14 protein-coding genes are annotated in these 12934 nt (G+C 73.0%); 8 read left to right on the top strand and 6 right to left on the bottom strand.

Annotation, left to right across the window (positions count from 1 at the left end):
- Positions 1–46: 46 nt before the first annotated feature.
- Positions 47–436: a F0F1 ATP synthase subunit epsilon gene (locus MVA48_RS21065; protein ID WP_246983225.1), complete on the top strand. Its 390-nt coding sequence runs from the start codon at positions 47–49 to the stop codon at positions 434–436.
- An 83-nt stretch (positions 437–519) separates the two neighbouring features.
- A complete protein-coding gene (locus tag MVA48_RS21070) occupies positions 520–921 on the top strand; it encodes a DUF2550 domain-containing protein (RefSeq protein WP_246983227.1) in 402 nt (133 codons plus the stop codon).
- Between the two features lie 8 nt (positions 922–929).
- Here the strand turns inward: MVA48_RS21070 and MVA48_RS21075 are convergent, their stop codons facing one another.
- On the bottom strand, positions 930–1550 hold the full coding sequence (locus MVA48_RS21075) for a cob(I)yrinic acid a,c-diamide adenosyltransferase (protein ID WP_246983236.1): 621 nt from the start codon (positions 1548–1550) through the stop codon (positions 930–932).
- A gap of 55 nt (positions 1551–1605) precedes the next feature.
- Between MVA48_RS21075 and murA the strand changes: the two genes are divergently transcribed.
- Positions 1606–2886 (top strand): UDP-N-acetylglucosamine 1-carboxyvinyltransferase, encoded by a 1281-nt coding sequence (gene murA, locus MVA48_RS21080; RefSeq protein ID WP_246983239.1) that lies wholly within the window; start codon positions 1606–1608, stop codon positions 2884–2886.
- A 70-nt stretch (positions 2887–2956) separates the two neighbouring features.
- Here the strand turns inward: murA and MVA48_RS21085 are convergent, their stop codons facing one another.
- Complete coding sequence (locus MVA48_RS21085; RefSeq protein WP_246983241.1) at positions 2957–3283, bottom strand: hypothetical protein; 327 nt, start codon at positions 3281–3283, stop codon at positions 2957–2959.
- A 97-nt stretch (positions 3284–3380) separates the two neighbouring features.
- Between MVA48_RS21085 and MVA48_RS21090 the strand changes: the two genes are divergently transcribed.
- From MVA48_RS21090 to MVA48_RS21100, 3 genes are all read left to right on the top strand, one after another.
- Entirely contained in the window at positions 3381–5399 is a 2019-nt protein-coding gene (locus tag MVA48_RS21090) for a protein meaA (protein ID WP_246983243.1), read from the top strand.
- A complete protein-coding gene (locus MVA48_RS21095) occupies positions 5396–6169 on the top strand; it encodes an enoyl-CoA hydratase-related protein (protein ID WP_246983251.1) in 774 nt (257 codons plus the stop codon). The genes MVA48_RS21090 and MVA48_RS21095 overlap by 4 nt, the downstream gene beginning before the upstream one ends.
- A 187-nt stretch (positions 6170–6356) precedes the next feature.
- Positions 6357–7715 carry a dicarboxylate/amino acid:cation symporter gene (locus tag MVA48_RS21100; RefSeq protein WP_246983253.1) on the top strand — a complete coding sequence of 453 codons (1359 nt, stop codon included), beginning with the start codon at positions 6357–6359 and terminating at the stop codon, positions 7713–7715.
- Between the two features lie 43 nt (positions 7716–7758).
- On the opposite strand, the gene MVA48_RS21105 is transcribed toward MVA48_RS21100, so the two are convergent.
- Positions 7759–8613, bottom strand: a complete 855-nt coding sequence (locus MVA48_RS21105; RefSeq protein ID WP_246983255.1) for a hypothetical protein — start codon at positions 8611–8613, stop codon at positions 7759–7761.
- Positions 8614–8717: 104 nt separating this feature from the next.
- Between MVA48_RS21105 and nucS the strand changes: the two genes are divergently transcribed.
- Complete coding sequence (gene nucS, locus MVA48_RS21110; protein WP_246983257.1) at positions 8718–9389, top strand: endonuclease NucS; 672 nt, start codon at positions 8718–8720, stop codon at positions 9387–9389.
- Here the strand turns inward: nucS and MVA48_RS21115 are convergent.
- From MVA48_RS21115 to MVA48_RS21125, 3 genes are read right to left on the bottom strand one after another with little or no spacing between them, the layout of a single operon-like run.
- Positions 9341–10519: a M28 family metallopeptidase gene (locus MVA48_RS21115; protein ID WP_246983259.1), complete on the bottom strand. Its 1179-nt coding sequence runs from the start codon at positions 10517–10519 to the stop codon at positions 9341–9343. The two genes, nucS and MVA48_RS21115, sit on opposite strands and share 49 nt — an antisense overlap.
- On the bottom strand, positions 10516–10833 hold the full coding sequence (locus MVA48_RS21120; RefSeq protein WP_246983260.1) for a hypothetical protein: 318 nt from the start codon (positions 10831–10833) through the stop codon (positions 10516–10518). The genes MVA48_RS21115 and MVA48_RS21120 overlap by 4 nt, the downstream gene beginning before the upstream one ends.
- Positions 10834–10838: 5 nt before the next feature.
- Entirely contained in the window at positions 10839–11855 is a 1017-nt protein-coding gene (locus tag MVA48_RS21125) for a zinc metalloprotease (RefSeq protein ID WP_246983262.1), read from the bottom strand.
- Between the two features lie 217 nt (positions 11856–12072).
- Between MVA48_RS21125 and MVA48_RS21130 the strand changes: the two genes are divergently transcribed.
- Entirely contained in the window at positions 12073–12852 is a 780-nt protein-coding gene (locus MVA48_RS21130; protein WP_246983264.1) for a DUF5995 family protein, read from the top strand.
- The last annotated feature ends 82 nt before the right edge of the window (positions 12853–12934 follow it).

Here is a 12934-nt window from a genome sequence, read left to right on the forward strand (position 1 = left end):
CGCGCAGCTAGAGTGACGGTTCCGTCCCTGAGTCCCGAGGAGTGTCGTGGCGACCCTGCAGGTCGAGTTGGTGGCCGTCGAGCGGAAGATCTGGTCGGGCGAGGCGAGCATGGTCATCGCCCGGACGACCGAGGGCGAGCTGGGGGTCCTGCCCGGTCACGCGCCGCTGCTGGGGCAGCTCGCCGAGGGTGGCGTCGTGACGATCCGGACCGAGTCCGGGGACGACGTGATCGTGGCCGCCCACGGTGGCTTCCTGTCGGTGAGCGACAAGGGCGTCTCGATCCTGGCCGAGACCGCCGAGATCTCCACCGAGATCGACGTGGAGCGGGCACGGGAGGCGCTGCGGCGCGCCGAGGAGTCCGGCGACGAGCCCGAGGCGCTCGACGCGGCGCGTCGGGCGCAGTCCCGCCTGCGTGCGGCCGGCGCGACCGTCTGACTCCCTGACCTCGCGCAGCCGACCCGCACCGCACCGCCCGCCGGCCCCGTGACGACCACGCGCCAGGGAACGGGCACCGCGCCGTGACCACGGCTCTCGTCGTCATCCTGGTCGGCCTCTTGCTGATGCTGGCCGTCGCGTTCCTCTTGCGCCGCCGCTTCCTGCTGTCGGGGCTCGGCGCGGTCACCATGTGGCTGCGGCCGGTCCGCTCCCCGCGCTGGTCGGTCGGGGTCGCCTGGTACGGCGGCGACGTCCTGCTCTGGTACCGGGGGCTCTCCCTCGCCGTCCGCCCGCACGAGCGGCTGTCGCGCAACGAGATCCAGGTGGAGTCCCGGCGCAGCCCGGGGCGCGAGGACCTCGCGCTCCCGTCGGACGTCGTCGTCCTGACGATCGCGACGCCGGAGGGGCCGCGGGAGCTGGCCATGGACACCTCGACGGTGACCGGCTTCCTGTCCTGGATGGAGGCGGCCCCGCCGGGCACGTGACGGGTCGCTCAGTCCGCCGGCCGCTCCGCGGCGGCCGCCGCGCGCTGGGTGTGCGCGCCGCTGTGCGCGCCCGGCTCCCACAGGACGTCCCCACCGGGGTTCGCGATGCGGGCGAGGATGAACAGCAGGTCCGAGAGCCGGTTGAGGTAGCGGGCCGTCTCCGCGTTGGTCCGCTCGGCGTCGGCGGCGAGCAGTGCCCACACACTGCGCTCGGCACGCCGGGTGACGACCCGCGCCTGGTGCAGAAGCGCTGCCGCGGCCGTTCCGCCGGGGAGGATGAAGCTGTTGAGCTTCGGCAGCGTGGCGTTGTACTCGTCGCACGCCGCCTCGAGCCGCTCCGTGTAGGCGGCGGTGATGCGCAGCGGCGGGAACTGGGGATCGGGCGTGACCGGGGTGGCGAGATCCGCGCCGACGTCGAAGAGGTCGTTCTGGATGCTGCGGAGCAGCTCGGTGACCGGTGGCTCGAGGGCCCCCAGGGCCAGCGCGACGCCCAGCGCGCTGTTGGCCTCGTCGACGTCGGCGAAGGCGTGCAGCCGAGGATCGGTCTTGGGCACCCGGCTCATGTCGCCGAGGTGGGTCTCGCCGGCGTCGCCGGTCTTCGTGTAGATGCGCGTGAGCCGGACCGTCATGACCGGCAGCGTAGTCACGGGCGGTCACGGGCCCGTGCCACCGTAGGGTGGCCGCGTGGAGTGCTTCGAGGTGACCGGCGGAACGGCCCTGACCGGCCGGGTGCGGGTCACGGGTGCGAAGAACAGCGCGCTGAAACTCATGGCCGCGGCGCTGCTGGCGCCGGGCACCACCACGATCGACGAGGTCCCCGACATCCTCGACGTCGCGATCATGAGCGAGGTGCTGCGGCGGCTCGGCTGCGACGTCGACTACGAGCGCACCCCCGGTGGTGGCGGAGGCGGCCGGGTGCTCATCGAGGTGCCGGACAAGCCGTCCACCGAGACCGACTACGACCTCGTCCGGCGGATGCGTGCGTCCATCAGCGTGCTGGGGCCGCTGGTTGCCCGGTGCGGCTCGGCGCGGGTGGCTCTGCCGGGCGGGGACGCCATCGGTTCCCGTGGCCTCGACATGCACATCTCGGGGCTCGAGCGGTTGGGGGCGTCCATCGTCAGCGAGCACGGCTTCCTCGTCGCCACCGCGCCGCGGCTGCGCGGGACGTCGATCTGGCTGGACTTCCCGTCGGTCGGGGCGACCGAGAACCTCGTCATGGCCGCGGTCCTCGCCGACGGCACCACCGTCATCGACAACGCCGCCCGCGAGCCGGAGATCGTCGACCTCTGCGCGATGCTCGGCGCGATGGGCGCCCGCATCGACGGCGCGGGCACGTCCACCATCACCGTCGAGGGCGTCGAGGTCCTGTCGCCGGTCACCTACACGACCGTGCCCGACCGCATCGTCGCCGGCACCTGGGCGATCGGTGCGGTCATGACCCAGGGGGACGTCGTGATCGAGCGCGGGGTGGCCGACCACCTCACGGTCGCGCTGAACAAGCTGACCGATGCCGGCGCCACGGTCGAGCCCCGCGACGACGGCATCCGGGTGGCCATGGACGGGCGGCCGCGCTGCGTCGACGTCGTCACGCTGCCGTTCCCCGGCTTCCCGACAGACCTGCAGCCGATGGCCGTCGCGCTGGCCGCGGTCTCCACCGGCACCGCACTGATCACCGAGAACGTGTTCGAGGGCCGCTTCATGTTCGTCAACGAGCTGGTGCGGCTCGGCGCCGACGTCCGCATCGACGGGCACCACGCCGTCGTGCGGGGACGCGAGAGGCTCTCCAGCGCGCCCGTGGTGGCCACCGACATCCGCGCCGGCGCCGGCCTCGTCCTCGCCGGTCTGGTGTCCGACGGCGTCACCGAGGTGCAGGAGGTGCACCACGTCGACCGCGGCTATCCCGACTTCGTCGAGCAGCTGCGCGGGCTCGGTGCCCAGATCCGGCGGACCGAGCGCCCGGGCTGAGCCGAAACCGCGGTTCTGGTCGCTGTTCTCGCTGCCGAAACCGCGGTTTCGGCTCCTCGGGGAGGGCAGGTCAGCCCCGGAACGAGCCGGCCAGCGTGCGTGCCCGGTCGGCGTCCTCGCGGAAGACCAGCACGTCGGCCCGGTTCGCCACGGGGAACCGGATCGTCGACCGGATGCCCGCGTCGGACAGCACGGCCCGCAGGGCCAGCGCCGACTCGCGGCGCGACAGCGTGGCGATCACGGTCAGCAGGCCCTCGTCCGGTGGGGGAGCCGGCCGCCGGCGGCCGTAGCCCGTGCCGAAGGCCCAGCGCATGAACAGCGCCAGACCCGCGAGGACGACGAACGCGATGACGGGTCCCACGAGGTAGTGCAGGTTGCTCCCCGCGCCGATGGGCACCGCATTCCTCTCGTCCGTGCTCCGTTCGAGTGTGCCACCGCTCACGACTCCGGGGCGGAGCTGCTACCGGCGAGTAACCGCCCTACACTCCGCTGGCATGCCGTTCCCCTCGACGCCGTCGGAGCGCGACCGCCCCTGGGTCATGCGCACCTACGCCGGCCACTCGTCGCCGGCCGAGTCCAACGCCCTGTACCGGCGCAACCTGGCCAAGGGCCAGACCGGCCTCTCCGTGGCCTTCGACCTGCCGACGCAGACCGGCTACGACCCGGACGACGAGCTGGCGGTCGGCGAGGTGGGCAAGGTCGGCGTGCCCGTGACGCACATCGGCGACATGCGGGCGCTGTTCGACGGCATCCCGCTCGACGAGATGAACACGTCGATGACGATCAACGCCACGGCGATGTGGCTGCTCGCGCTCTACCAGGCGGTGGCCGAGGAGCACGGGCACGACGTCAGCAAGCTCGCGGGGACGACGCAGAACGACATCATCAAGGAGTACCTGTCGCGGGGGACCTACGTCTTCCCGCCGGCTCCCTCGATGCGGCTGATCACCGACATGGTCGCCTACACGGTGACGGCCATGCCGAAGTGGAATCCGACCAACATCTGCAGCTACCACCTGCAGGAGGCCGGGGCGACGCCGGTGCAGGAGATCGCCTACGCGATCAGCACCGCGATCGCGGTCCTCGACTCGGTGCGGGACTCGGGGCAGGTGCCGCAGGAGAAGTTCGGCGAGGTCGTCGCGCGCATCTCCTTCTTCGTGAACGCGGGCGTGCGCTTCGTCGAGGAGATGTGCAAGATGCGCGCCTTCACCCAGCTCTGGGACGAGCTGACGAAGGAGCGCTACGGTGTCGAGGACCCCAAGCACCGACGCTTCCGCTACGGCGTGCAGGTGAACTCGCTCGGCCTGACCGAGGCGCAGCCGGAGAACAACGTCCAGCGCATCGTCCTGGAGATGCTGGCCGTCACGCTGTCACGGGACGCCCGTGCGCGGGCGATCCAGCTCCCGGCCTGGAACGAGGCGCTCGGTCTGCCCCGGCCGTGGGACCAGCAGTGGTCGTTGCGCCTCCAGCAGGTGCTCGCCTACGAGACCGATCTGCTCGAGTACGAGGACCTGTTCACCGGCTCCGTCGTCGTCGAGCAGAAGGTCGGCGAGCTCGTCGAGGGCGCCCGCGAGGAGATCCGGCGGGTGCAGGAGATGGGCGGCGCCGTGGCGGCCGTGGAGTCCGGCTACATGAAGGGGGAGCTGGTCGCCTCGCTGGCCGAGCGCCGCCGGAAGATGGAGAGCGGCGAGGACGTCGTCGTCGGCGTCAACAAGTTCGACAGCACGGAGCCCAATCCGCTCACCGCGGACCTCGACACCGCGATCATGGTCGTCGACCCGGCCGTCGAGGCAGCCGCCCAGGAGGCGGTCCGGAAGTGGCGGTCCGAGCGGGACGGCGAGGCCGTGGAGCGCGCACTCGAGCGGCTCCGCCAGGCGGCCGGCACCGACGAGAACCTGATGGAGGCCACCCTCGAGTGCGCCCGGGCCGGCGTGACGACGGGTGAATGGGCCGGGGTGCTGCGCGAGGTGTTCGGCGAGTACCGGGCACCGACCGGTGTGGCCGCCGCGACCGGCGGCGGCGAGGCCGACGAGACGCTGACCCAGGTGCGGGAGCGGGTCCGGGCGACCGGCGAGGAGCTCGGGGGTCGCCTCCGGTTCCTGGTCGGCAAGCCCGGCCTGGACGGGCACTCCAACGGCGCGGAGCAGATCGCGGTGCGGGCCCGCGACGCCGGCTTCGAGGTGGTCTACCAGGGCATCCGGCTCACCCCCGCGCAGATCGTCTCGGCCGCGGTCGAGGAGGACGTGCACGTCGTCGGCCTCTCGGTACTGTCCGGTTCGCACCTGCAGGTGGTGCCGGCGGTCCTGCAGGGCCTCAAGGACGCCGGTCTGGACGACGTCCCGGTGGTGGTGGGCGGGATCATCCCCGACAGCGACGCCCGCCGGCTGCGCGAGCAGGGGGTGGCCCGGGTCTTCACACCGAAGGACTTCGGGCTCACCGACATCATGGGCCAGGTCGTCGACGTCGTCCGCGCGGCGAACGGCCTCGACGAGAAGGTGCCCGAGCCGGCATGAGCGGGGACGGCGCGCCGAGGGTCGAGCGGGACGGGGACGTCGTCCGCATCACGATGACGCGCGCCGCCAGGCGCAACGCCCTCTCCCGCGAGCACCTGACCCAGCTGCTCGCGGCCGTGCGGGAGGTGGGCTCGAGCGACGCCACGGGAATCGTGCTGGCCGCCGAGGGGCCGGTGTTCAGCGCCGGGCACGACTTCGCGGACGTCGCCGGGAAGCCGGTCGCCGAGGTACGGAGCCTGCTGCTGCTGTGCACCGAGCTCATGCAGACACTGCAGGACGTGCCCCAGGTCGTGCTCGCACGGGTGCACGCCCTGGCGACGGCCGCGGGCTGCCAACTGGTCGCCTCGTGCGACCTGGCGGTCGCGGCCGAGTCGGCCGGGTTCGCTGCCCCCGGTGGCAAGGGCGGCTGGTTCTGCCACACCCCGATGGTCGCCATCGCCCGCAACGTCGGCCGCAAGCGCGCGATGGAGCTCGCGCTCACCGGCGACGTGATCGACGCCCGGACCGCCCTGGACTGGGGCCTGGTCAACCGCGTCGTGCCCGATGCCGACCTCGACGAGGCCGTCGCCGACCTGATGCAGCGGGCGACCCGGGGATCCCGGGCGAGCAAGGGCTGGGGCAAGCAGACCATGTACGCCCAGCTCGACCGGCCCGAGCGCGACGCCTACACGACCGCCGTCGAGGTGATGGCAGCGGCGAGCCAGCTCCCCGGCGCCCGCGAGGGGATGGCCGCCTTCCTGGAGAAGCGTTCACCGGTCTGGCCCGACTGACCGCCGCGGGTGAGACGGCGCACATCCGGGATGCCGTCGTCCCCCGTGCGCATTGTTGCTTGCCGTGTGCAACCTGTGGGGCCTCACGCGGAGGCGTGCCCTGGACTTCGGACGGATGACGACCGCCGGCTGTTGACGCCCGCCGCGTCCGCCTCCTCCTCCGCATCCCTCGAAAGGCATCCCCTTCGTGCTCGCACGTCTCCGCCGCGTCCCGTTCGCGGCACAGGTCCTCCTGGCCCTCGTCCTCGGCGTCGTCCTGGGCTTCGTCGCCCGCGAGATCGGCCCCGTCGCCGACGGCTCGCCCAACTGGCTGACCAGCACCCTGCAGACCATCGGCGGCACCTTCGTGACGCTGCTGAAGGCGCTGGTCCCGCCGCTGATCGTCACCGCGGTGATCGTCAGCATCGCCAACCTCAAGCAGGTCTCGAACGCCGCGCGCCTGGCCGGCCAGACGCTGCTGTGGTTCGGCATCACCGCGCTGATCGCCGTGGCCATCGGCATCGGCCTGGGCCTGCTCACCGAGCCCGGCCGCAACAGCTCCGTGGACGCGTCGGCGCAGACCGACCCCGGCACCACCGGCTCCTGGTGGGACTTCCTCAACGGTGTGGTGCCCGGCAACATCCTCGGGCTGCAGGGTTCGGCAGGTGACGACGGCTCCGTCGGCCTGTCGTTCAACGTGCTGCAGCTGATCGTCATCGCCGCTGCCGTCGGCATCGCGGCGCTCAAGGTCGGCGACGCGGCCGAGCCGTTCCTCGGCTTCGTGCGCTCTGCGCTGACGATCGTCCAGAAGGTGCTCTGGTGGGTCATCCTGCTGGCGCCGCTGGGCACCGTCGGCCTGATCGGCAACGCCGTCGCGAGCTACGGCTGGAACTCGCTCGGCTCGCTCGGTGTCTTCGCCGGTGCGGTGTACGCGGGCCTGGCGCTGGTGCTGTTCGTCGTCTACCCGGTGCTGCTGCGCCTGCACGGCCTCTCGCCGCTGCGCTGGTTCGCCGGCGCGTGGCCGGCCATCCAGCTGGCATTCGTGTCCCGCTCCTCGATCGGCACCCTGCCGGTGACCGAGCGGGTGACCGAGCAGAACCTGGGTGTCCCGCGGTCCTACGCCTCGTTCGCCGTGCCGCTGGGCGCGACGACGAAGATGGACGGCTGCGCGGCGATCTACCCGGCGCTGGCGGCGATCTTCGTCGCGCAGTTCTTCGGCGTCGACCTGTCGATCACCGACTACCTGCTCATCGTCCTGGTGTCGGTCGTCGGATCGGCCGCCACCGCCGGCGTGACCGGCGCGGTCGTCATGCTGACGCTCACGCTGTCGACCCTCGGCCTGCCGCTGGCCGGCGTCGGGCTGCTGCTGGCGATCGACCCGATCCTCGACATGGGCCGCACCGCGGTGAACGTCGCGGGCCAGGCGCTCGTGCCGACGATCGTGGCCAAGCGCGAGGGCATCCTGGACGTCGAGCGCTACCGGTCCGGCCGCCCGGCCGAGCCGCTGGCACCGGTCGAGCGGACCGGCGGTGTGGACGCCGATCTGCGTCAGCCCGCCACGGTCTGAGAAAGGGCCCGGTCCTCCCTCGGGAGGGCCGGGCCCGTCGTCGTCACCGGGTCAGGTCCTCGCAGCCGGACTCGTCGGGCAGCAGGGGGCGGAAGGTGACCGACCACCGATCGCCGTCCGGGGTCGTCCACGGGGTGAGCTGGGTGGCGCCCGCAGCCGCCTCCAGCAGCGGCGCCACCTCGGTGCCGGTGACCGTTGCGCAGCTGAAGCCGGGCGGACCGGGCAGCGGTGCGCCCGGGAGCTCCGGTCCGGGCCAGGGCATGGCCGGGTAGTCGAGCCCGTCGCCCGGGTCGGTCCACGGGGCGGTGATCACCGCGACGGCGGACGGCTCGTAGGCGGTCGTGTCCGTCATCCCGAGGTCGGTCAGCGAGTTCAGCAGCTCGGCGAGACGGTCCCTCGCGGCCGCCTGGTCGGCGGTCACCCCCTGGGCGCTCCCGCCCTCCGGCGTCTCCCACAGCGCGTAGACCTCGCGGACGTACGTGTCGTCGGCCGTCACGAGGGTGAAGCGGGTGGTGAAGGCGTCGGCCACCGGTGGCGAGCCCAGATCCCCGGTCTCGGCGACCCCGGCCGCCAGGGCCCGGTCGACGACGTCCTGCACCTGGGCCTGGTCGATCTCCTGCACCTGCACGTTCGGCAGCGCCGGGCCGGGATGGATCGCGGGCACCGGGCCCTGGGTGATCACCTGTCCGTCGGCGTAGACCGCCACGACGGGCAGCCGTCCCACGGCCGCCGACGGCATGACGAATCCACCGGTCTGGTCCACCCGGAGCACGAGACCCGCGGCCGGAGCAGGCTCCGCCGACGACGGTTCGGGTGCCTCGTCGGCCGTCCCGCGGGCGCCACAGGCGGACAGCAGGAGCAGCACGGCCAGCGCGGCGGGCCGGAGGGAGCGCCTCATGGTCATGACCGTAGGACGGCCGACGGCGCCTCCGGGTTGCCCCGGGGAGGACACGAAATCATCACGAAGTCACCGCGACGGGCCACCGGGTACCGTCGGCCACCGTGCGCCTGGTCATCGCCCGTTGCTCCGTGGACTACATCGGGCGGCTCACCGCCCACCTGCCGATGGCCTCGCGCCTCCTGCTGGTGAAGGCCGACGGCTCGGTCTCGATCCACGCCGACGACCGCGCGTACAAGCCGCTGAACTGGATGAGCCCGCCCTGCACCCTCAAGGAGGAGCTGGCCGACGGGTCGGGCACCTGGACGGTCACGAACAAGGCCGGCGAGCAGCTGATCATCACCATCGAGGCCGTGGAGCACGACTCCAGCCACGAGCTCGGCGTGGACCCCGGCCTGCAGAAGGACGGCGTGGAGGCCGAGCTGCAGCGGCTGCTGGCCCTGCACGTGGAGACCTTCGGCCAGGGCTGGTCGCTGGTCCGGCGCGAGTACCCGACCGCGATCGGCCCGGTGGACCTGCTGTGCCGCGACGCCGCGGGCGCCGTCGTGGCGGTGGAGATCAAGCGCCGCGGCGAGATCGACGGCGTCGAGCAGCTGACCCGGTACCTGGAGCTGCTCAACCGCGATCCGCTGCTCGCCCCGGTCAAGGGGGTGTTCGCCGCGCAGGAGATCAAGCCGCAGGCGCGGGTGCTCGCCCAGGACCGCGGCATCGACTGCGTGACCGTCGACTACGCCGTCCTCAAGGGCACCGACGACCCCTCCGCCCGGCTCTTCTGACCCCTCCCGGCCGGCTGGAGCCAGCCGGCCAGGGCGGCGGTGTTCATCCGCAGGATCTCGACGGCCAGCTCCGTGGTCACCGTGGCGAGCACGTCGCGATCGCTGTGGATGTTGCCGTTCGCGCTGTCGGCTCCCTCGATCGTGAGCACCGCCGGGATGCCGGCGTCGATGAAGGGCACGTGGTCGCTGGCGAAGGGTCGCAGCGACGTCTCGACGGCGAGCCCGGTGTACGTCGCCGCCGCGGCCGCCAGGTCGTCGATCAGCCCCTGCGACAGCGGCGCCCCCTCGAGCAGCACGGCGGGTGCCGCGGTGTTCAGCGAACCCACCATGTCGAGGTTGAGCACCGCCCGGATGCGAGCCCGCTCCTCCGGCGGCAGGGCGGCCACGTACTGGCGGCTGCCGTGCAGGCCCTGCTCCTCGCCGCCGAAGAGGATCACCCGCAGGTCGTGTAGCCAGGTCCGCCCGGCGAGCACCCGGCCCAGTTCGAGCGCCCCGGCCGATCCGCTGCCGTTGTCGTCGGCCCCCGGCGCGGGGGCGGAGGGCCCGCCGGCGAGGTTGACCGAGTCCAGGTGGGCGGTCACCAGGACGACGCCCCGGTCCGCGTCGGCGGTACCGGGCAGATCGGCCAGGACGTTGGTGCTCGACCCGCTGCCCACGGTGATCGAGTGGCGGGTGACCGCGAGACCGGCGTCGGTCAGCCGGGTGCAGACCCACTCGACCGCCTCGCGGAACCCGGTGCTCCACGAGTGCCGGGTCGGCAGGCCGGTCAGGAACGCCAGCGACGCGTCGAACGACTCCGCCGAGAGGTCCGACAGGAGCGCCGCGACGTCGTCGTCGACGGCGCGGGCCGCCGCCACCGGCCGGCCGACGACGACGGTGCCCAGCGGCAGCGGCTCGACCCGCCAGTCGGCGTGCTCGGCGGCCTCCGCCCGGCGGGGCGCCGGCACTCCCGACAGGTCGACGACCAGGTGCCGGCCGTGGTCCAGCAGGACGGGCACCTCCGGGTGCGCGGCCTGGAAGGACCGGCCGACCTGGGTCACCAGGGCCGGCCGGCCGGCGCGGCCGGCCGCCGGCCACTCGAAGACCTGCTCGCCGAAGCGGGCCTGCGCCTCGCCCACAGCCTGCGTCATGTCGACCTCCGTCGTACCTCGAGCCGGTCGGGGGCCAGGTGCACCACCTCGAGCACCTGATGCCCGCCCCGGTCGGTGCTCACCGACACCGAGCCGGCGTCCGCGGTGGACCAGCGGCCCGGCACCGGCTCGCGGGCGTCCCCCCGGCCGATGGCCCACTCGGTGAAGGAGCCGTCGTCGGCGAACTCGATGCCGTCCCGCCCCCGCGCCGGCGGGAAGGGGTGGTCGGCCGGCCGGTAGACCGCGACGTCGCCGTGGTCCTCCTCGAACGAGTGCAGCCACCGGCCGGCGAGACCCTGGATGGGCACGGACATCCGGCTCAGGCCGAGGAGGCCAGGCTGGAGGACCGGATGAGCGACGAGCGGACGACGTCCAGGCAGGCCTCCATCCGGGCCGCCTGCCCCCGCGTGAACATGACCATTCCCCGGTCGTCGGTGTAGTCCATGAAGTCGTAGAACAGGTCGCCGTTCGGACCGTTGCCGCACGTGACGTGCGGGAACGTCGGCACGCCGAAGTTCGGGCCCGCCGCGTTCGGGGTGTCGTCGACCTCGTCCGTGCCGCCGCACCCGGTGCCGTCGTCGCCCCAGATGTGGAACAGGTTGAGGTAGTGACCCACCTCGTGGGTGGTCGTCCGGCCGAGGTCGAAGGGGGCGGCGGCGGTGCCGGTGGTGCCGAAGGCGGTGTGCAGGCTGACCACGCCGTCGGTCTCCGGCGGCCCGCCGGGGAACTGCGCGTAGCCCAGCAGGCCACCGGAGAGCTGGCAGACCCAGATGTTGAGGTAGCGGTCGGCCGGCCAGGGGTCGGCGCCCCCGGTGGCGCTGCTCTTGACCCGGTCGTCGGAGTCGAACGCGGTCACGTCGGTCTGCGTGCGGGTGATGCCCGAGGTAGCGAACCCGTCCGGGTCGGTGGTCGCCAGCTCGAACTCGATGCGGGTGTCGGCGATCAGGGCGGTGAACGGCTCGGGCACGATGCCGATGTCGTCGTTGGTGCCGCGGAAGTCCCGGTTCAGCACGTCGATCTGGCTGCGGACCTGCTCGTCGGAGAGGTTCTGCGCCTCGGTCCGCCAGACCACGTGGACCACGACCGGGATGCGCGCGACGCCCTCGAAGCGGTCCATCCCCCCGGCGGCCAGGAAGGCCAGCGTGCCGTTCTCGATCGCCGACCGGGCGTCCCGGTAGGCGGCCGACTCGTTGAGCAGCCGGCGGTGCACCACCATCGCGCCGCAGCCGCGGCGGGCCGGTACGTCGTCCTGCGGGCCGCGCGGGCCGACGATGTTCGGGGGGTCCATCGCGGTGCTGCCCGAGTCCCGCGGCGTGCTGTTCTCGTTGTCGGTCATGCCTGTCGCCGTCCCTTCGTTCCCCACGGGGCGCGGTGCCCCCCGGGCGGCTGAGGGGCGACCGCCACTCCTCGGGCGGTCGCTGTCGGGAGGAGACCGGGGACTCGGGCTGGGATACGCCGGCCGCGAGGCGGCTCGTCCACGGCGGGAAGGGTAGGGCGGATCGCTCGTCGGCGGTGCTCTTCCGTGCGCGGCTGTGGACGGCCAGGGTGCGTGCATGACCCCACCCCGGCACGCGGACACCATCGACGACGTCCTCTCGCTGCTGGCCGACGTCGTGGACGAGGCGGTCCGGGACGCCGACCGCGTGGGGTACTTCGCCGCCCTGTACCGGCAGGTCACGGTGGCGATCGCCCGCGCGATCGACGACGGCGTCTTCGAGGACGGCGAGCGGATGAGCCGGCTCGACGCCGAGTTCGCCAACCGCTACTTCGCGGCGCTGCACGCCTGGCGGGCCGCGGGGACGCCGAGCCGGAGCTGGCGGGCCGCCTTCCGGGCCGGCGCCGACGCCGGGCCCGTGCTCGTGCAGCACCTCGTGCTGGGCGTCAACGCGCACATCAACCTGGACCTCGCGGTGGCGTCGGCACGGCTGCTCCCCGGCGACGCCATCCACGGCCTGCGATCCGACTTCGACGCGGTGAACGAGATCCTCGCCGAGGAGCTGGCCCGGTTCCAGGTCGCGCTGGCCGATCTCTCGCCGCTGCTCGGCACGCTGGACGTCGTCCTCGGGCGGCTGGACGAGGAGATCGTCGGTTTCAACATCGAGAAGGCCCGCGGCGAAGCGTGGGACGCCGCGGTGCTGCTCGCCGCCCAGCCGCCCGACGCGCAGGAGGCGGGGGAGCGGATGCTCGACCGCTACGCCGCCGGCCTGGCTCGCATCGCCCTCGCGCCGCCGTTCCCGCTGACCGCGGCGCTGGACCTGCTCCGGGCCACGGAGCGGACGCCGGTCCCGGAGACGATCCGCCGCCTCGACCGCGCCCGGGTTACCGGCCGGTAGCCACCGCGCACGCCGACGTCGCCGGATGAGACTGCGCCGGCAGGCGGCGAGATCCCCTGCGGAGCAGTGATGAGAGACTGCC

The sequence above is a fragment of the Blastococcus sp. PRF04-17 genome (assembly GCF_023016265.1).
GTDB lineage: Bacteria > Actinomycetota > Actinomycetes > Mycobacteriales > Geodermatophilaceae > Blastococcus_B.

What these genes read in the sequence shown, in the direction of transcription:
- MVA48_RS21090 (WP_246983243.1), top strand. Translation starts at nt 3,381, where the DNA reads ATGCCGTTCCCCTCGACGCCGTCGGAGCGCGACCGCCCCTGGGTCATG.
- MVA48_RS21105 (WP_246983255.1), bottom strand. Translation starts at nt 8,613, where the DNA reads ATGAGGCGCTCCCTCCGGCCCGCCGCGCTGGCCGTGCTGCTCCTGCTG.
- MVA48_RS21115 (WP_246983259.1), bottom strand. Translation starts at nt 10,519, where the DNA reads ATGACGCAGGCTGTGGGCGAGGCGCAGGCCCGCTTCGGCGAGCAGGTC.
- MVA48_RS21095 (WP_246983251.1), top strand. Translation starts at nt 5,396, where the DNA reads ATGAGCGGGGACGGCGCGCCGAGGGTCGAGCGGGACGGGGACGTCGTC.
- MVA48_RS21130 (WP_246983264.1), top strand. Translation starts at nt 12,073, where the DNA reads ATGACCCCACCCCGGCACGCGGACACCATCGACGACGTCCTCTCGCTG.
- MVA48_RS21120 (WP_246983260.1), bottom strand. Translation starts at nt 10,833, where the DNA reads ATGTCCGTGCCCATCCAGGGTCTCGCCGGCCGGTGGCTGCACTCGTTC.
- MVA48_RS21125 (WP_246983262.1), bottom strand. Translation starts at nt 11,855, where the DNA reads ATGACCGACAACGAGAACAGCACGCCGCGGGACTCGGGCAGCACCGCG.
- MVA48_RS21075 (WP_246983236.1), bottom strand. Translation starts at nt 1,550, where the DNA reads ATGACGGTCCGGCTCACGCGCATCTACACGAAGACCGGCGACGCCGGC.